This window comes from Dolichospermum sp. UHCC 0259, assembly GCF_009711935.1.
Lineage (GTDB): Bacteria > Cyanobacteriota > Cyanobacteriia > Cyanobacteriales > Nostocaceae > Dolichospermum.
Genome location: NZ_VIKX01000177.1, coordinates 1 through 18,871, shown reverse-complemented (window position 1 = coordinate 18,871; position 18,871 = coordinate 1). Strand labels below are relative to the sequence as shown.

At 39.0% G+C, this 18,871-nt stretch carries 14 protein-coding genes, 1 tRNA gene and 1 pseudogene; 11 read left to right on the top strand and 5 right to left on the bottom strand.

The genetic code is table 11. The features are described 5' to 3' along the window. Positions 1-132 precede the first annotated feature (132 nt). From FJR05_RS13860 to FJR05_RS13845, 4 genes are read left to right on the top strand one after another with little or no spacing between them, the layout of a single operon-like run. A complete protein-coding gene (locus tag FJR05_RS13860) occupies positions 133-1,464 on the top strand; it encodes an ABC transporter substrate-binding protein (protein ID WP_254434649.1) in 1,332 nt (443 codons plus the stop codon). Positions 1,465-1,486: 22 nt separating this feature from the next. Then, entirely contained in the window at positions 1,487-2,392 is a 906-nt protein-coding gene (locus tag FJR05_RS13855; RefSeq protein ID WP_039203134.1) for a carbohydrate ABC transporter permease, read from the top strand. Between the two features lie 28 nt (positions 2,393-2,420). Continuing rightward, positions 2,421-3,281 (top strand): carbohydrate ABC transporter permease, encoded by an 861-nt coding sequence (locus FJR05_RS13850; protein ID WP_168644648.1) that lies wholly within the window; start codon positions 2,421-2,423, stop codon positions 3,279-3,281. Between the two features lie 55 nt (positions 3,282-3,336). Beyond that, entirely contained in the window at positions 3,337-4,416 is a 1,080-nt protein-coding gene (locus FJR05_RS13845) for an ABC transporter ATP-binding protein (protein ID WP_168644647.1), read from the top strand. Between the two features lie 264 nt (positions 4,417-4,680). Here FJR05_RS13845 and mazG read toward each other — a convergent pair whose 3' ends face one another. Then, positions 4,681-5,481 carry a nucleoside triphosphate pyrophosphohydrolase gene (gene mazG, locus FJR05_RS13840; protein ID WP_168644646.1) on the bottom strand — a complete coding sequence of 267 codons (801 nt, stop codon included), beginning with the start codon at positions 5,479-5,481 and terminating at the stop codon, positions 4,681-4,683. Between the two features lie 5 nt (positions 5,482-5,486). After that, the gene (locus tag FJR05_RS13835; RefSeq protein WP_168644645.1) at positions 5,487-6,071 is read right to left on the bottom strand and encodes a metal-binding protein; all 585 of its coding nucleotides are present in this window, start codon (positions 6,069-6,071) and stop codon (positions 5,487-5,489) included. Between the two features lie 288 nt (positions 6,072-6,359). Between FJR05_RS13835 and FJR05_RS13830 the strand changes: the two genes are divergently transcribed. Further along, positions 6,360-6,432: transfer RNA gene (locus tag FJR05_RS13830), tRNA-Val, on the top strand. Between the two features lie 216 nt (positions 6,433-6,648). Here the strand turns inward: FJR05_RS13830 and FJR05_RS13825 are convergent. Then, positions 6,649-7,227: a Uma2 family endonuclease gene (locus FJR05_RS13825; protein ID WP_168644644.1), complete on the bottom strand. Its 579-nt coding sequence runs from the start codon at positions 7,225-7,227 to the stop codon at positions 6,649-6,651. Between the two features lie 229 nt (positions 7,228-7,456). Between FJR05_RS13825 and psb34 (FJR05_RS13820) the strand changes: the two genes are divergently transcribed. Together psb34 (FJR05_RS13820) and psb34 (FJR05_RS13815) are read left to right on the top strand one after the other, a co-directional pair. Next, positions 7,457-7,627 (top strand): photosystem II assembly protein Psb34, encoded by a 171-nt coding sequence (gene psb34, locus FJR05_RS13820; protein WP_168644643.1) that lies wholly within the window; start codon positions 7,457-7,459, stop codon positions 7,625-7,627. 264 nt (positions 7,628-7,891) lie between these two features. Beyond that, positions 7,892-8,062: a photosystem II assembly protein Psb34 gene (gene psb34, locus FJR05_RS13815; RefSeq protein WP_168644642.1), complete on the top strand. Its 171-nt coding sequence runs from the start codon at positions 7,892-7,894 to the stop codon at positions 8,060-8,062. 84 nt (positions 8,063-8,146) lie between these two features. Here the strand turns inward: psb34 (FJR05_RS13815) and FJR05_RS13810 are convergent. Next, positions 8,147-8,276 (bottom strand): annotated as a pseudogene (locus FJR05_RS13810) (IS4 family transposase); the annotation flags it as partial. Between the two features lie 30 nt (positions 8,277-8,306). Here FJR05_RS13810 and FJR05_RS27660 point away from each other — a divergent pair. From FJR05_RS27660 to FJR05_RS13795, 3 genes are read left to right on the top strand one after another with little or no spacing between them, the layout of a single operon-like run. Beyond that, positions 8,307-10,781: a PAS domain S-box protein gene (locus FJR05_RS27660; protein ID WP_168644641.1), complete on the top strand. Its 2,475-nt coding sequence runs from the start codon at positions 8,307-8,309 to the stop codon at positions 10,779-10,781. Further along, on the top strand, positions 10,774-11,169 hold the full coding sequence (locus FJR05_RS13800; protein ID WP_168644640.1) for a response regulator: 396 nt from the start codon (positions 10,774-10,776) through the stop codon (positions 11,167-11,169). Before FJR05_RS27660 ends, FJR05_RS13800 begins: the two co-directional genes overlap by 8 nt. Continuing rightward, complete coding sequence (locus FJR05_RS13795; protein ID WP_168644639.1) at positions 11,166-12,863, top strand: PAS domain S-box protein; 1,698 nt, start codon at positions 11,166-11,168, stop codon at positions 12,861-12,863. Before FJR05_RS13800 ends, FJR05_RS13795 begins: the two co-directional genes overlap by 4 nt. A gap of 26 nt (positions 12,864-12,889) precedes the next feature. On the opposite strand, the gene pgsA is transcribed toward FJR05_RS13795, so the two are convergent. Continuing rightward, positions 12,890-13,408, bottom strand: coding sequence for a CDP-diacylglycerol--glycerol-3-phosphate 3-phosphatidyltransferase (pgsA, locus tag FJR05_RS13790; protein WP_168644638.1), 519 nt, complete (start codon positions 13,406-13,408; stop codon positions 12,890-12,892). 270 nt (positions 13,409-13,678) lie between these two features. Here pgsA and FJR05_RS13785 point away from each other — a divergent pair, with 270 nt between their 5' ends. Next, on the top strand, positions 13,679-18,832 hold the full coding sequence (locus tag FJR05_RS13785) for a chemotaxis protein CheB (RefSeq protein ID WP_168644637.1): 5,154 nt from the start codon (positions 13,679-13,681) through the stop codon (positions 18,830-18,832). The last annotated feature ends 39 nt before the right edge of the window (positions 18,833-18,871 follow it).

The following is an 18,871-nucleotide window of genomic DNA, read 5'->3' as shown; positions in this document are numbered from 1 at the left end:
CTCCTATCCCTGTTACTTCCTAATTCCTTTTTAGTGGGGGAGTGTGAACAGTTACAGTAAAGTCTGGTTTTATCCAGGTTTTATATAGTAGATGATAACAACCTGCAAAATCCAGCAAAAAATTGTTATATTATGGTTTTTACCATGAAACCCTTTGATTTTAACAAAACAAACCCGCAAAAAAAGATATTGCTAAATCTTAAACATTACACAGGCATATTCCTCATTGTTTTACTCAGCATTATCTTACTTTCCGTGCCGCAAGCTTTATCAAACCAACCAGTAGTCCTGAATTTATTATTAACTGCTCCCGATGCTCAACCTTGGAAGCAAGGTATAATAAAAGACTTTGAAGCCAAAAATCCAGGGATTCGTATCAATTTAATCGAAGGTCCAAACGCTACAAATTTAGTGGAAGACTTATATACTTCAGCATTTATCTTAGGTGAATCCCCTTATGATTTGGTCAATATGGATGTTATTTGGACACCCAAGTTTGCTGCTGCTGGTTGGTTATTAGACTTGAGTAATGGCCTTACCGCAGAAGAGTTAGCCAAATTTTCGCCTACAGATATAGAAGCGGGACGTTACGAAGGAAAACTTTACAGAATTCCGATCCGAAGTGATTTAGGAGTCCTTTACTACCGGAAAGACCTGCTAGATCAAGGGGGATTTGAACCACCAGAAAGCTTTACAGAGTTATTCAAAATTTCTCAGTCTTTAAAAAACCAAGGAAAAATTAATTGGGGATATCTTTGGCAAGGAAGGCAGTACGAAGGACTAGCGGCTATGTTTGTGGAAGTTTTGCAAGGTTTTGGTGGATTTTGGGTGAATCCTGATAACTTAGAAGTGGGTTTAGATAAACCTGAGACATTAAAGGCGATCTCTTTTCTAAAAGATACCATTGAACAGGAAATTTCCCCACCTGGAACTACAACATATATGGAGGAGGATACAAGACGTATATTTCAAAGCGGTCAAGCGGCATTTTTACGCAGTTGGCCTTATGTTTGGCCTCTAGCCAATGGTGAAGATTCTCCCATTAAAGATAAAATTGGTATCAAACTTATGGCCAGTAGTCCTGGTAACATGGGAGGAACTTGTTTAGGCGGCTGGGGATTGGGAATTGCCAAATCTTCTAAACATCCTCAAGAAGCTTGGAAAGCAATTCAATACTTTACCAGTGAAGAAGCACAGCGCCAATTTATTTTGAAAGGGGGTTTTGTGCCAAGCAGGCGCTCATTATTTACAGATCCAGAAATTGTCAGTAAATACCCTCATTATTCTCAGTTACTTGAAATAGCTGATAAAGCCGTTTTACGTCCACCCATTCCCCAGTATGCCCAAGTATCAGATATTTTACAGCGTTATCTTAGTGCTGCACTCACAAATCGGATGACCCCGGAAACGGCAATGGAAGCTGCTGCTAATGAAACTCGAAGATTACTGGGGACTGGAGATTAACGATGAAAAAACTTTATGAGCTATGAATACCAAACAAACCATCAGAAGTCAAGAACAACGAACAGCATGGATTTTGCTACTACCTGCTATGCTGTTGCTGCTATTTGTCTTTGGCTATCCAATAGTCCGAGCCTTTTGGTTAAGTTTTTTTACTCAAAACTTAGGAACGAAACTACAACCGGTCTTTTGTGGTTTTAGCAATTACCTGCGAATGGTGGGGGATGGTCGTTTTTGGGAAAGTTTGAGGACAACAACAGTATTCACTTTATCAACAGTGTTGTTAGAGTTACTGCTGGGATTGGGTATTGCCCTAGTCCTAAATAAGCAGTTTTTTGGCAGGGGTGGAGTACGGACAATAGCTATTCTACCTTGGGCTTTGCCCACCGCCCTCATTGGTATCGCTTGGGCTTGGATTTTTAATGACCAATTTGGAGTTGTTAATGATATTCTGTTACGGTTAGGTTTAATTCAAACTGGTATTAATTGGTTGGGAGAACCGACATTAGCAATGATAGCCGTGATAGTTGCAGATGTGTGGAAAACGACTCCATTTATTAGTATTTTGCTATTAGCTGGTTTGCAGTCAATTTCACCTGACTTGTATGAAGCTCATCTGATGGATGGTGCAACACCCTGGCAAAATTTCTACCAGATTACCCTACCCCTATTGAGTCCGCAAATACTCATTGCTACCTTGTTTCGGTTTGCTCAGTCCTTTGGAGTTTTTGACTTGATTTCTGTTATGACTGGTGGAGGTCCAGGTGGTGCAACGGAAGTAGTATCACTGTATATCTACTCTACCGTGATGCGTTACTTAGATTTTGGATATGGAGCAGCTTTAGTTGTGGTGACATTTCTTTTGTTGATTACAGCAGTAGCTATTGCTAGTTTATTACTCAAAAAATTTTCTGTGAAGCGCATTTACTAATTCCTATACTGTCACTGAGAGAAAATTGATGACAAGTCCCAAACTACAAACAAAAGTCAAAAATTCAGGCCAACAAATCTTAATTTGGGTACTAATTTTCCCAATAGTGGTTTTCTGTCTAGCTCCACTGATGTGGCAGATACTCACCTCATTTAAACTCAATCAAGATATTGCCAAAATTCCTACCGTTTATTTTCCTGCTCGAATTACTTTCAATCACTTCATCGAATTATTTACTAGTCGTCCCTTTTGGCTTTATATATTGAATAGTGCTTTTGTCTCCATTGTTTCTACAGTTTTATCTTTGGTAGTGGGTGCGCCTGCGGCCTATGTCTTAGCAAGGTTACGTCCTTGGGGTGGCACAGCCATCATAGCAGCTATCTTGATTGTTACTTTATTCCCAGGAATTTTATTATTTTTGGGACTTTTAGAAATTATCAAGGGGTTACATCTAGGTAATAACTATTTATCGCTGATTATTCCTTATGCAGCTATTAATTTACCATTAACGATTTTGGTATTACGCAGTTATTTCCAGCAATTACCAAAAGACTTGGAAGATGCTGCCAGAGTGGATGGCTACAATACTGTGCAAATGTTACTGCAAATACTACTACCATTGACAATTCCTGCTTTGGTAACAACTGGAATTATCACTTTTATTTTTGCCTGGAATGAGTTTATCTTTGCTCTGACATTTATTACTCGTGACGAAATGAAAACGATTCCCGTAGCAGTGGCACAATTGGGAGGTGCTACAGTATTTGAGATTCCTTATGGACCTATTGCTGCGGCGACGGTGGTTGGTACGTTACCCTTAATTTTACTTCTTTTCTTTTTTCAGCGTCAGATCATTCAAGGCCTTACCGCTGGTGCTGTGAAGCAATAACAAAGGAAGAAGTAAGAATAGTCAAAAAATAAAATCATTAATTAAAAGCAGAACAATGGTAAAACTAGAACTAAAAAACCTAAATAAAGCCTATAGTTCTAAAATTATTCCAGTTAAAAACATTAATTTAACTGTAAATGACAATGAATTTCTCACTTTACTAGGTCCGAGTGGTTGTGGTAAGTCAACAATACTACGAATGATTGCAGGGTTAGAGGAACCAACTAGCGGACAGATACTGCTTGGAGATGAGAATATCACATTTAAACGTCCCGGCGATCGCAATATGGCGATGGTATTTCAAAGTTATGCCCTTTACCCACATATGACTGTATCTGAAAACTTAGCCTCTGGACTCAAGTTGAAAAAAACCCCTTCTGTTGAAATTCAGCGTCGCGTAACAGCAGTTTCAGAACTGTTGGGATTAGAGGAATTGCTACAGCGTAAACCCGGACAACTATCAGGGGGGCAAAGACAGAGGGTCGCTGTCGGTAGAGCTTTAGTGCGTCATGCTGAAGTTTACTTGCTGGATGAACCACTGAGTAACCTGGATGCAGTTTTACGGGAACAAGTCCGTGCTGATATTAAACAAATATTTGCTGTCCAAAAAGCTCCGGTGCTTTATGTCACGCACGATCAAACAGAAGCAATGACACTTTCAACAAAAGTGGCTGTGCTTAATCATGGTTTTGTCCAGCAACTCGACTCACCAGAACGTATATACAATGAGCCAGCCAATTTATTTGTAGCTGGATTTGTTGGTAGTCCAAAAATGAACTTGCTAACTTTATCATGTCAGGGACACTATGCAATGTTAGGTGATGCAAAAATACTGTTGCCAGATATACCAACAGTACCATCCAAAATTGTGTTAGGTATCCGTCCAGAACACATCAGGATTGCACAACCAGGGGATACACAGACTATTCAAGGCCGAGTATATCTGGTGGAAAATTTAGGTATGCACAATTTAGTAAGTGTGCGTATTGATAGTTATGACGCGGAAGCGTTGACCGTGCGTGTTTTGTTAACTCCAGACGAAAAATCTAATCATGAAGAGATGAGATTAACTTTACCGTCCCAAAATCTTCACTGGTTTGATGTTCAATCTGGTAATCAGCTATTACGCAGATAAATGGCGTAAATATGGCGATTATTTTACTGTCAGCCATCACTAAATGGCGAACTGACAAGTCAACTTTTTCAGCAAGCCCCACTTATGAATAAAGCGAATTTCAGGTAAATGAACCACGGTTTTTGTTTCGCGCAAAAGCGCAAAGTAGGGAAGGCGCAAAGGAAGAAGGTAATCAAAGTCTGGTTTAAATAGATGAAAACTGCTGTAAATGTTCTAAATATTAATTGGTCTCACGCAAATATATCACCAATTGCTATTTAGCACCTAGTGACCAAGTTGGGCTTTAGCCTGTTGCCACAGGGCCTCTAATTCTTCTAAACTATAATCTGTCAACGGACGTTCAATCACATCCTCCATTTTTTGTAACCTTTGAATAAATCGCTGACTTGTCCCTTGTAAACCTGCGCTGGGGTCAAGTTTATGCCATCTGGCAACTTGAATAATGGCAAATAATAAATCACCTAATTCAGATTCTTGTCTTTCTTTGGTTTCTTCAGCTAAAGCTTGTTGAAATTCCCCTAACTCTTCATGAAATTTACCCCAAACCTCATCTACATGATTCCACTCAAAACCAACCTTAGCCGCCTTTTCGGATATCTTCATCGCCGCACTTAATGGCGGCAGACTCCGACGATAACGATTCAATTGATCACTGAGTTTTTGGGTTTCTACAGATTCTCCTTTTTCCGCCGCTTTGATGGTTTCCCAATTTTTATGTACTTCATCTATATTCGCCACAGTCACATCACCAAATACATGAGGATGACGACGAATTAACTTTTGAGAAATGCCTTCAGCGACTTCTTGCAAAGAAAAATCATTAGCTTCACTAGCAATTTGGGCTTGTAATACTACCTGTAATAATAAATCACCTAATTCTTCAGAAATAGCCTTTTTATCCCCTGTTTGAATAGCATCTACCACTTCATAAGCCTCTTCAATCACATAAGGTGTGAGGCTTTCCGGTGTTTGTGCCAAATCCCAAGGACAACCTTCAGGCGATCGCAATTTCGCCACCACATCAATTAATTCTTGCAACGCCAGCAAAGTCTGATTAACTTCCATATTTTTTACCGCTTCTTCGCACTGCGACGACTGGGGCTAACTTTACGTTTCTTAATTTTGGCACGGGGAAGTAAACCTTGAATACCCTGTTTTTGATATCGCTTGTAACCAGAAACAGTCCAATCACTACAAGAATGACTCATTGCCCCCAGTTCACAACCGATAAAGAGGGCAAAAAATTCTCCATAATACAGATAGATAGTCTTCCCCACAGTCCCCCACACTTCCCCCCAATTCCAAGCTACATTTCCCAACTTGGTGAAAATCATCACCACCACCAACGCCACCAACGCCAAAAAAGTCGTCAGATACACCACCCGTAACGTTGTACCAATAATCGGACCGTGAGATAAAAAAGACCGATGGCGCAAACTTTTTTGATAGGGTAGCCAAATCCACCGCAGAAAACCCCACCGCTGAAATTGACGGGAGTAAATATCCAAATCGGGACCAAACATCAGCCCCCCAAACATAAACCCACCCGCCACCAACAAAGTCATATTACTGCTGTGAGTGGAAACCAGCGTGACAGCAGCCACCACAGGCATAGACCAAATAGTAATGCGATCGTGCGTTTGACCAGAGGGCATCGAAATTAAAATCTAAAATTAACAGTGAAATCCTGAGTAAGTATAGCTTAATCCCGTTCCCATCAGCCTTTCCAATACTCCCAAAAAAAATTTCTCAAAAGACTTGCAAAATTCAGAAAGGCTATGTTATATTGATTAAGTGTTCAGGGGCGGGCTGATTTTGCTTTCAGAACGGTTATGAAAAGAAAATTTAGTTTGTTTAGCAGCGGAAAGCTGTCCAAAACAAATCGGATATTTTTTACCTGATTGCTTTGATGTCTATGTCAGTTTGCTCTGATTTTACAGAACGGGCGGTTAGCTCAGTTGGTAGAGCGCCTGCCTTACAAGCAGGATGTCATCAGTTCGAGTATGGTACTGCCCATTTAAAATGAATCTATTATTATATAGCAGTTTACAACTAGTTTGTGAACTGCTAAAATATTTTTGCCCCAATTTTCAATTATATTAATTTTCACTGTGGACGGGTTCGTAGCGTAGTCCCGTTAGACGTTTGATCAGGTTTTGTTCGAGTTTTGGTTCAGATTGAGGCATGATGATTGCGAGCTAGATTAGCGATAGTCTGAAATGATCGAATTGATTAAGATTCTGGGGTAAGGTTTAGACCCCGATAAACTTGTTCAATGGGGAAACTAAGATTGATGCTTTTTAGTTCAATGGTGTCACCTTCTCCATAGTTAATAATCATCCATTGTCCCGCATCATTTTTGTGATACAAATCTATTTCGATCGCAGTGGAACTAACCAATAGGTAATCTTTCAAAATTGGGTTATTTTGATACATTCTGAACTTGCCGCCTCTGTCGTAGGCTTCGGTAGTTTTTGAGAGAACTTCAACAATTAAGCAGGGGTAGGTAATATATTGGGTTGTGGTTTTATCGTGATCGTCGCAGGTGACGCTGACATCGGGATAGGTGTAGTTATTTGTGCCAACAATATTAACTCTCAGGTCTGAAGTCGCGGTGTCGCAGCCACTCCCTTCTAAATGACTAGTAAACAATGTGATAAATTTGGCAGCAAGTAAACTATGGTTTTTGCTACCGCCGCTCATGGCATAAACTTGACCGTCGATCAGTTCGTGTTTTTCTAGTTGCTGTTCTTCCCAAGTGAAATACTCTTCTGGGGTGAGGTGGGGAGCGTTGTCTTTGGCTGCGATCATGATTTGTTACTTCCTACGGTTTGCAGTTACTTGGGGTCAGTTTGGCTCTGGGTTAGTTGAATTGATTTTAGCCCACTTAAATGTCAAAGCTGATCTCGAAAATAACATCTAATTTCAGATAAGCAAGGCTTATGTATAGCATCAACTATTTTTTGTCAAGTTCTATTGACACTTTGTAACAATCTTGTTATATTAGTTTACATAAAGTAACAAACCAAAGAAAAAAATTATGTATACCACAACTAACGAAACAGGCATTCTTAATAACTACTCCAAAGAACCCAAGCTTTACTACTCCGAATTCCCCACCAAAGAACAACAAAACAAATATGCTTTTCAAGGTGCGGTGGCAGTATTGTTTATAGCTTCTGTAGTTCTAATTGCTTTAGGAGTTAGCTAAAATTTTCCGCTTCGGTATTTGTATCTAATCGTCATTTAAATTTTCTCCTAATCAACCCTGGTCAGTTTCGCCAGGGTTTTTTTCTTGCTATTTCTTGCTTTACTGCCCACTTAAACGTCGAAGCTGATCTCGAAAATAACATCTAATTTCAGATAAGCAGCGATTATGTATAGCATCAATTATTTTTTTGTCAAGTTCTATTGACACTTTGTAACAATCTTGTTATATTAGTTTACATAAAGTAACAAACCAAAGAAAAAAATTATGTATACCACAATTAACGAAACAGGCATTCTTAATAACTACTCCAAAGAACCTAAGCTTTACTACGCAGAATTTCCTACAAAAGAGCAACAAAGCAAATATGCTTTTCAAGGTGAAGTAGCAGTATTATTTTTAGCTTCTATAGTTTTAATTGCCTTGGGGGTTAGCTAAAATTTTCAGCTTCGGTATTTGTATCTAATCGTCATTCATATTTCTCTTAATCAACCCTAGTTTCACTGGGGTTTTTTGTTGCTGCGTCCAACGTGATATTTCCAACATCGTTACTCGCCCGCTCATGGCTATGATGATCTGGTTCAACTGCCGCATCGTCGTGACTTAAATTTGCCGGTAGTAGGCATTGCAATAGTGTTAGGATATCGAACATGGGCAGGTTAAAAGTTTTTGAGTTTTTGTTTTGGAAGACTATAACTCTACTACATCAGCCCTCTCTTCATCCTCTTTTTTTGGCTACATTATTGAGATATATGAAAAAATTCATTCACGGGTATTGGACTTAAACATGACTGATTTTGGACGCTCATTTGATTGCCAACAAACACAGGGAAGCCAAAAAACAAACTTTTTGCCAGAGTTTTTGTTGCAAATTATTAACAGCATATCTGATCCGATTTTTGTCAAAGACCGTCAACATCGCTGGATACTATTCAACGATGCCATGTCTAATTTTATAGGACATAACGGAGAAGAACTCCTTGGTAAGTCAGATTATGATGTCTTTCCTAAAGCAGAAGCCGATGTTTTTTGGGAGAAAGATGAATTGGTTTTCACCACAGGTATTACCAGCGAAAATGAAGAATCTTTTGCCGATATTCATGGTGTAGCACACCATATCTTCACGAAAAAATCTGTGTTTGTGGATGAAGTAGGTAATAACTTCCTAGTTGGTATTATCCGCTATCTCACTCAGAAAAAACGGGTGGAAACTGAACTAGCAGATCAGGTAAAATTAGCATCATTTCATGTAGCAATTAACGCTGCTATCACCCAAAGCCAAACACTACAGACAACTTTAAAGCGCTGTACTGATGCTATGGTTAAATGTCTAGATGCGTCCTTTGCTCGCATCTGGACAATAAATTATCAAGAAAATATGCTAGAACTACAAGCTAGTTCAGGACTCTACACCCATATTGATGGTCTGCACGGTCGAGTTCCTGTAGGAATGTTCAAAATTGGCTTAATTGCCCAAGAACGTCAACCGCACCTGACTAATAAAGTTTTGGAAGATCCTCGTGTAAGTGACAAAGAATGGGCAAAGCAGGAAGGCATGGTTGCTTTCGCTGGATATCCACTAATTTTAAACGGCAATCTCATTGGTGTAATTGCCATGTTTGCCCGTCACCCCCTATCAGAAGTAACTCTGGATGCATTAGAATTGGCGGTAAATGAGATTTCGTTGGGCATCACCCGCGTACAAACTGAACAAGCTTTGAAGGAAAGTGAAAGAAAGTATCGTCACTTAGTAGAAACCTCTCAAGATATTATCTGGTCAGTAGATACCCAAGGGTACTGGTCATTTGTGAATCAAGCCGTGAGATACATCTATGGCTATGAACCAGAAGAAATGATTGGTTGTCATTGTAGTGACTTTGAACCACCGGAACAAATTCAGGAAAATATAAAAGTTTTTTCACGTATATTAGCAGAAGAATCAGTCTTTCAATATGAATCAGTCATCATCGCTAAGAATGGCAAACGCTTGAATTTGTTGTGTAATGCGAGTGTGTTGAAAGATCAAGAGGGAAATGTTTTAGGTATAACTGGTACAGCTACTAACATTACTGAATTAAAACAAGCACAGACATATCTTGTAGAGTCAAAAACAATACTACGACAGCAAGCAGAAAAATTAGAGGAAACATTGCTGCAACTACAAGAATCTCAAACTCAGTTAATTCAAACTGAAAAAATGGCTGCCCTCGGTCAACTAGTTGCTGGAGTTGCCCATGAAATCAACACACCTCTAGGAGCAATTCGCTCGTCTGCGGGGAATATTTCCAAGTTCTTAGAGCAAACTTTAGAAAAATTACCGATGCTATTCCAATCTATTTCTTCAGAAGAAATAGATGTTTTTTCTAATTTATTACAACGGTCACTTCAACAAGAATCTCGATATTCTACCAGAGAAGAACGGCAATTAAAACGAGCCTTAAAGGCACAATTAGAAACATTAGGAATTGCCGATATAGATATTATTGCTGATAGATTTATAACTATGGGTGTTTGTCATGATATTGAAGCCTTTATACCTTTACTTCACAAATCTAATGGCTTAGAGATTGTAGAAATAGCCTATAAACTTTCTGAATTAAAAAGAGGAACAAAAACTATTAATATCGCTATAGATAGAGTCTCAAAAGTGGTATTTGCTTTAAAAACTTATGCTCGACATCAACCATCTAGTGAAATGATTTTAGCTAATTTAACTGATGGCATTGAAACCATCTTAACACTTTATCAAAATCAGCTGAAACAAGGCGTAGAATTAATTACAAAATACGGAGATATACCATCAATTTTATGTTATCCTGACGAACTTAATCAAGTTTGGACTAATCTCATTCATAATTCCTTGCAAGCAATGGATTATCGAGGGACTTTGACTATTGAAACTGATGTTATTGATCATCAGATAATTATGAATTTTACTGACACTGGCAAAGGCATACCAGAGGAAATTATGTCAAAAATATTTGAACCATTTTTCACAACTAAACCTCCAGGAGAAGGTAGTGGCTTAGGATTAGATATTGTTAAACAGATATTAAATAAACATTCAGGACAAATTACTGTAGCCAGCAAACCTGGAAAAACTACATTTCAAATTATGCTGCCAATACAACCTATCAAGGAAAACCAAAATGTCTAAATTAGTAATCTTGTGTGTTGATGATGAAGAAATTGTATTACGAAGCCTAAATACCCAACTAAAAGAAGCATTTGGAAATACCTATGAATATGAAATGGCACAAGATGCTGATGAGGCTTTAGAGCTAATTGCAGAACTCAATAAAGAAGGTATTAAAATTATTATCATTGTCTCAGATTGGTTAATGCCGGGAATGAAAGGAGATGAATTTTTTATAAAAGTTCATCAACAATTTCCTGAAACTATTAAAATTCTATTAACAGGACAAGCTGATGAGTCAGCAATTCAACGAGCAAAAGAAGAAGCTAACATCCATTGTTGCTTATATAAACCTTGGTCAGAAAACGATTTGTTAGAAATTATCAAATCTAGTTTAGATAAATTATGAGTAAACAAGTAATTCTTTGTATTGATGATGAGATGGTTGTAATCAAAAGCCTTAAAGTAGAGATACAAGAGGCTATTGGTAATAGCTGCATAGTGGAAATTGCTCAGGGTGGCAAAGAAGCATTAGAGCTAATTGAAGAATTACAAGAAGATGAATATGAAATTATATTAATTATTTCTGACTATATTATGCCTGATATCAAAGGTGATGAACTATTAAAAGAAATTCATCTTATTTTGCCAAAAGCTCTCAAAATAATGCTAACAGGACAAGCCGATATCCAAGCAGTAGGCAATGCAATTAAATATGCTAAACTATATCGTTATATTACTAAACCATGGCAATCAGAAGACCTGATTTTAACTGTTAAAGAAGCCATAAATAGTTATGTTCAAGCTAAAAAATTAGCAGAGAAAAATATTGAACTTCAACTTTTAAATAAAGAATTAGAAAAATCTTTAGAATTGGTAACTACTAGCGAACGCAAGTTTAGGGCAATTTTTGAAAATGCTATTATCGGAATTTTTAAAATTTCCTATGAAGGAATTTATATTGATGCTAACTTAGCTTTAGCCAAGCTATATGGCTATAATTCTCCTGAAGAGTTGATAGCAGATATGAGTGATAGTCAACATCAATTATATGTTGAACCACACCGTCATGTTCAATTTTTAGAAATATTACAAAAACAAGGCGAATTGTATGAATTTGAGTCTCTAATTTATCGTCGAGATGGTAGCACTATTTGGATTAGTGAAAATACCTGTGCTGTATATGATAATTACCAAAAAATACTCTACTATCAAGGTTTTGCAGAAGATATTACTGCTCGCAAGCAAGCTGAAATTGACCGAAAGGCGTTCACAAAAGAACTTTTTCAAATAAACAAAGCATATCAGAGATTTGTTCCTCATCAATTTCTCGAATTGTTGAATAAATTAAGTATTATTGATGTCGAATTAGGAGATCACGTACAGTTAGAAATGTCAGTGCTATTCTCCGATATTCGAGATTTTACTACTATTTCTGAAAGTATGACTCCAGAGGAAAATTTTAAGTTTATTAATTCTTATCTGAGTTATATGGAACCAGTAATTATTGAAAATCAAGGATTTATTGATAAATATATTGGTGATGCAATTATGGCATTATTTAGCGGTGAAGCTGATAATGCAGTAAAAGCAGGGATTAGTATGTTACAAAATCTGGGGCAATATAATCAATATCGGATCGAATTAGGTTATTCTCCTATTAAAATTGGAATTGGCATTAATACAGGTCATTTAATGTTAGGAACAGTGGGGGGAAAAAGTCGCATTGATGGTACAGTAATTAGTGATGCAGTTAATCTAGCTTCTCGTGTCGAAACTCTCACCAAAAATTATGGAGTATCTTTATTAATTACAGAACAGACTTATTTTCATTTAAAAAATCCTAATGATTATGCTATTCGCATTATTGATACTGTGAAAGTCAAGGGAAAAGCCAAAAAAGTAACAGTTTATGAGGTTTTTGATGTTGATATAGCAGAAGTTAAAGCAGGAAAATTAGCAACACTCACAGTCTTTGAAACAGCTTTATCCCTTTACATTCGAGGAGAATTTTCTCAAGCAGCAGAATTATTTGGAAATTGTCTGCAATTAAATCCGGGTGATCTTGTGGCTAAAATTTATTTTGATTTATGTCATATTTGAATAAACTGTGGTAAATTTCACATTTTTTATTTTTCTTCGCTAATTTTTTGAGGAATCAGATAAATGATTCCTGAAACAATTGTCAATATTACAGATATCCAAAAGGCAATTAAAACGGGAGTTTGCCAAGTTGGTGATAAAGGAGCAATTAGTAAAGATATGGCAATGATTTGACTAACTGTTTTCAGTTTACCCCAAATATTTGCACCGCTGATGGTGGTTTGATTAACTCGCCAACCGGCGATCGCTAGTTCCCGTGCTAAAATTATAAATACTGCCCAAGCTGGGATTTTCCCTAATTCTACTAATACTAATAATGGTGCGAGTACCAATAACTTATCTACTAAAGGATCAAGAAACTTACCTAATTCGCTAATTTGGTTGAGTTTTCTGGCTAAATATCCATCTAACCAATCAGTTAAGGCTGCAATTAAAAATATAGTTAAACATATCCATCTTGCTTCATTGGTGGGATTATATAAACCGTAAAGTAAAAAAGGTATTCCTAACAGTCGAGAAAAAGTAATCCAATTAGGTAGAGTCATGACAATTTAAAATTACAAACCAAAATTACAAACCAAAACTAATTATATCGGTTAGCCTCCGAGATCCCCCCAACTTGGGACAAGTGATCAAGATATGTAAAACTGAAGCTTGAAATTACTGATTATAGGTGTAATATAATAATATGGTTTTGATAAAAACTAAACTGAGACTACTATCGAGAGCGATAATCTTTTTTGACCAAAATCGGATGTGATGCTTAAGTATGTTTTCAAACATACATAGTAGTAAATCAAAGTAGGCTAATGGTTGTGAAAATAGACAATTGTTTTTTAGTTGGGGTGGGAGCTTCTGCTGGTGGTTTACAAGCAGTAGAAGAGTTTTTTGACAATATGCCTGCTGATAGTGGTGCAGCCTTTGTGGTAGTGCAGCACTTATCACCCGACTTTAAAAGCGTGATGAAAGAGTTACTGGAAAGACGCACCCGAATGACAGTAAAGCGGGTAAAAGAGGGGATGAAAGTTGAGCCGAATATTGTTTATTTGAATACTCCTGGTCATAATTTAATTATTGAAAATGGCATAATCAAGCTGATTGAGCAGAATAAGTTTCCCAGTCAGCAACCTAATTTCCCAATTAATATTTTTTTTGAATCTTTAGCCAAGGATCGGGGCGATCGCTCACTTGGTGTTGTACTCTCTGGGACAGGCAACGATGGTACATGGGGTTTACAGAGCATCAGTGAAGCCGGAGGATTAACCTTTGTCCAGTCTCCAGCTACGGCAGAATTTGACGGAATGCCCCAAAGTGCGATTCCTACGGAGCGCTTCGCTATCGCCTCTGGCATTGTAGATCAAGTTTTACCTCCCCAGGAAATCGCCCGGAGGGTTTATGAAATCATCCAAATGCAGCGATCAGGTGCAACATCCTCAGAACCCTTGCTACAAAAACTAGAATCAGACAAACTACAGAAAATCATTTATATTCTCAACGAATACGAAAAACTGGATTTTTCCCACTACAAACCCAATACCCTCAGCCGTCGCATCTATCGCCGGTTTTCCATGAGTGAATACACTCACATAGAGGAATATATAAACTACCTGAAAACCTCATCAGCAGAACGGGTATTGCTACGAGATTACTTGATGATCGGTGTAACCAGGTTTTTCCGTGATCCTCAAGCTTGGGAATATCTAGAAAACGCAGTCTTGCCCCAACTGATCAATGAATTGGAAAATGGTCAAAAATTGCGAATTTGGGTGACAGCCTGTGCCAGCGGCGAAGAAGCCTATTCTATGGCCATTCTCATAGATGAACTAGTCACTAAATTAGGGAAAAATATCAGTTTCAAGATATTCGCCACAGATATTGATCATACAGCCTTGGCCAAAGCATCCGAAGGAATTTATCCCGAAAGTATTGCCATTGATGTCTCCCCTGAACGGTTAGAAAAATATTTCATCTTTAGTGATGGCAACTTTTATGTTTCTCGCACCCTGAGAGAAAGCATGATCTTCGCCCCCCACAACCTGGCCAAAAATATCGGTTTTACACGAATGCACCTGATCAGTTGTCGCAATGTCCTGATCTATATGCAGCCGATTTTACAACAGCACATCATGCGAATGCTGCATTTTTCCCTGGTATATAAAGGGGTGTTATTTCTGGGGGCTGCGGAAACTCCAGGGGACTTACTCGAAGAATTTAGCCCCCTTGAGGAACGATACAAAATTTACCAAAAACGTCGTAATGTTCGCCTACCCCTCTTTACCGAAAACCTAGAATACAATACCATTCCTGTCTCCCGTTCCCCAGTTTCTCGCCGCAGCAGCAAACAGGTTGATACCCTTTTTGTTAAGGCTTTGAGTGGCTTTGCCCAACAGCGGGGCTGTACCTGTCTCCTCTTTAACGATGAATTAACATTGTTTTATATGGCTACCGATGCTGCCCAGATCATGGAAATGCCACAAAGCAGTATGAACCAGATATCTGATCTACTCCCTAATGAACTGGATCTTCCCATCACTACTGCCTTGCATCGAGCCAAGCGAGAGCTAAAACCTGTCCTCTATGATGGCATTCACTTTCACCAAAGAGACGTAATTCGTTACGTCAATTTAGAAGTTACCTACTACCCTGGGGATACCCGCGTTGATGACTTTTTCATGGTGATTATTGAAAATGAGGTGCAACCAATCCAGCCCCGTCCGGTGGAAAAATTTGAGCAAGAAGTGGAAGCTAGTCAACGCATTTTTAATCTGGAATATGAACTAGAACAAGCCCACGAAAATTTGCACTCCACAATTGAGTCACTGGAAGTGATCAACGAAGAACAACAAGCCACTAACGAAGAATTAGTTGCTTCTAACGAGGAACTGCAAAGCACCAATGAAGAGCTACATTCCCTCAACGAAGAACTGTATTCTCTTAATGCTGAATATCAAATCAAAATTGGCCAACTGATTGAACTGAACAACGATATTGACAACTTACTGCGAAGTAGTGAAATTGGTGTAATTTTCCTAGACTGTAATTTGCGGGTACGTAAATTTACTCTAGCCGCTACTTTAGCTGTGAATCTACTACCCACCGATGTTCATCGCCCCATTCAACACCTGAACTATAACTTTCACTGCCCCAATTTATTGGAGCTATTGCAACAGGTTTTAGATACAGAACAACCAATTGAGCAGGAAGTTTCCCTTACTCCTAATCATCAAAATTTCCTGATGCGGATTTATCCCTATTTACAGGATAAAAATCAGGTGGATGGTTTAGTCATTAATTTTATCAATATTGATGAAATGAAACGAGTCCAGCAGGAACTACAAGCCCGCACCGATGAATTAGAACTGATTTACTCTTCTTCTGAGGTTGGCTTTGCCTTGATTGATGAAGATTATCGCTTCCTGCGAATTAATGAAGTAATGGCAGAAATGAATGGTATCTCTGCCGCAGATCATTTGGATAAAACACTACAGGACGTTTTGCCCGACCTAACTCCCACCCTTGAACCTCTATTTCAGCAAATCCTGGAGACTCAGGAAGTAGTCCGCAACATCCCCATCCAGGGGACAACCCCTGCCCAACCCAATGTGCTGCGGGATTGGATTGTCAGCTATTTACCTATACAACTAGCTAATGGACGACGGGCAATAAATGCGGTAGTGGTGGAAGTGACGGAATTGAAGAAAACCCAAGCAGTTCTGCGGCAAACAGAAGAACGTCTCCGGGTTTTGATGCAATCTAGTCACACAATTGTGTTTAGCTGTGAACCTGAAAATGATTATCGGGCTACCTTTATTAGTGATAATGTGCAGCAGGTGTTAGGCTATTCTCCGCAAGAATTTCTGGAGCAACCAAATTTCTGGGTTGACCATCTCCATCCTGATGATCTTGATCGGGTTGTGGCTGGACTTACCCAGTTGACAGAATCGGAAATTTATTCCCATGAATATCGTCTCCTCCATGCTAATGGGACTTATCGTTGGTTTTTTGCCCAGTTGCGGTTAAATCGGGATAGTGAGGGTGTGATTGACGACTGTGTGGGCTATCTAGTTGATATTAGCGATCGCAAAAGGGCAGAAGAAGCCACACAACAGCGAGCAGAACAGGAACACTTACAATTAACAATTACCAAACGGATTCGAGAATCTCTGGAGTTGGAAAGTATTTTTAACACTGCTTGTCAAGAAATTCGCCAAGTCCTTGATGCTGACCGGGTGGGAATTTTCAAGTTTTATCCTGAGTCCAATTTTGACGACGGTGAATTTATTGCCGAGTCTTTAGTGGCTGGCTATCCATCGGCCATGAGTATCCGTATTCATGACCACTGTTTTGGGGAACAATATGCGGCTTCCTATCGGCAGGGGATATTGCAAGTAGTAGATGATATTGACAATGCTGGACTTACAGATTGCCATCGTGATGTTTTGGCACAGTTTCAGATTCGAGCTAATTTGGTAGTTCCATTATTACAGGGAGAAAATTTATGGGGTTTGCTATGTATTCATCAATGTTCTCAGCCCCGTTGCTGGCAAGAGTTTGAAGTTGCCCTTGTCAAACAAATAGCTAACCAATTGGCGATCGCTATTCAACAGGCAAATCTCTATCATCAAGCGCAGTCAGAACTGGTGATCCGCCAACAGGCAGAAGCCAAAATTGCCCAGCAACTGCGGGAACAGCAAGCTTTGGCGAAAATTACCGAGCAGACTCGTCATCGTCAATCCCTGTCTCTGGAAGAAATTTTGCAGATCGTCACCCAGGAAGTGCAGGAGATTATTCAGTGCGATCGCGTGATTATTTTCCGTCTCTTCCCTGATGGTCGTAGTCAAATCGTCGAAGAAAGCGTCTTCCCAGAGTTTACCAAATTTAAAAATCGCCAATGGGAAGATGAAGTTTGGGATGATGAAATATTAAATACCTATTGGCAAGGTCAGCCCCGCATCGTCCCCGATGTCATGGATGATATTTGGACAGATTGCCTCAGAGAATATTCCCAAGAAGGTAACATTAAATCGAAAATAGTCGCTCCGATTTTGCAGGAAGCCCACGGTTTAGAAAATCATCGCTGGCAAAATCCCCATACCTATAACAAACTCTGGGGGATTGTAGTAGTTCATGCTTGCAGTAGTCAACGAGTTTGGCAAGAAGCAGAAGCCCAGTTTTTACAACAAGTTGCTAACCAATTAGCGATCGCTATTCAGCAAGTTAACCTCTTTCAGCAATTACAACAGGAACTGAGCCAACGTCAAAAAACCCAAGAGCAACTAACTCAACGTAATCAAGAATTAGACATCTCTAACCAAGAACTAGCCCGCGCCACCCGCCTCAAAGATGAGTTTTTGGCCAATATGAGTCACGAATTGCGTACCCCTCTCAATGCCATTCTCGGCATGACCGAAGGACTGCAAGATGAAATATTTGGTATTATCAGTGACAAGCAAATCAAAGCTCTCCATACCGTTGAACGCAGCGCTAATCACCTACTGGCGCTAATTAACGATATTTTAGATGTGGCCAAAATTGAGTCAGGTAAGATAGAACTCAACTATTCCACAGTCGCCATTAGTCACCTGTGCGAGTCTAGCCTCGTCTTCATTAAACAACAAGCCCTAGAAAAGCGTATCCAGGTTATACAGCACATCCCCACAGGTCTGCCTGATATATCCGTAGACGAGCGGCGAATCCGTCAAGTGTTAATTAATATCCTGAATAATGGAGTTAAATTCACCCCTCCCGGAGGACGCATCACCCTAGAAGTATCCTACGCTTCACCCTCCCAGCCCGGAGGAGAAAATTCTACCTTAGATTCAGATATCAAAAATGCCCTCCAGTTTGCGATCGCTGATACTGGTATTGGCATCAGTGCAGAAAATATGCAAAAACTCTTTCAACCCTTCACACAGATTGATAGCGCCCTGAATCGTCAACATGAAGGTACAGGCTTAGAGGGTGTTTGAAAAGTTTTGATGGGTAAAATTTTATGCTAATCGCCTCAC

Bases quoted from the DNA above. Each gene is read 5' to 3' on its own strand.
- pgsA (WP_168644638.1), bottom strand. From the start codon at position 13,408: ATGACTCTACCTAATTGGATTACTTTTTCTCGACTGTTAGGAATACCT.
- FJR05_RS13795 (WP_168644639.1), top strand. From the start codon at position 11,166: ATGAGTAAACAAGTAATTCTTTGTATTGATGATGAGATGGTTGTAATC.
- FJR05_RS13850 (WP_168644648.1), top strand. From the start codon at position 2,421: ATGACAAGTCCCAAACTACAAACAAAAGTCAAAAATTCAGGCCAACAA.
- FJR05_RS13855 (WP_039203134.1), top strand. From the start codon at position 1,487: ATGAATACCAAACAAACCATCAGAAGTCAAGAACAACGAACAGCATGG.
- FJR05_RS13800 (WP_168644640.1), top strand. From the start codon at position 10,774: ATGTCTAAATTAGTAATCTTGTGTGTTGATGATGAAGAAATTGTATTA.
- FJR05_RS13860 (WP_254434649.1), top strand. From the start codon at position 133: ATGGTTTTTACCATGAAACCCTTTGATTTTAACAAAACAAACCCGCAA.
- FJR05_RS13825 (WP_168644644.1), bottom strand. From the start codon at position 7,227: ATGATCGCAGCCAAAGACAACGCTCCCCACCTCACCCCAGAAGAGTAT.
- FJR05_RS13835 (WP_168644645.1), bottom strand. From the start codon at position 6,071: ATGCCCTCTGGTCAAACGCACGATCGCATTACTATTTGGTCTATGCCT.
- psb34 (WP_168644643.1), top strand. From the start codon at position 7,457: ATGTATACCACAACTAACGAAACAGGCATTCTTAATAACTACTCCAAA.
- psb34 (WP_168644642.1), top strand. From the start codon at position 7,892: ATGTATACCACAATTAACGAAACAGGCATTCTTAATAACTACTCCAAA.
- mazG (WP_168644646.1), bottom strand. From the start codon at position 5,481: ATGGAAGTTAATCAGACTTTGCTGGCGTTGCAAGAATTAATTGATGTG.
- FJR05_RS13845 (WP_168644647.1), top strand. From the start codon at position 3,337: ATGGTAAAACTAGAACTAAAAAACCTAAATAAAGCCTATAGTTCTAAA.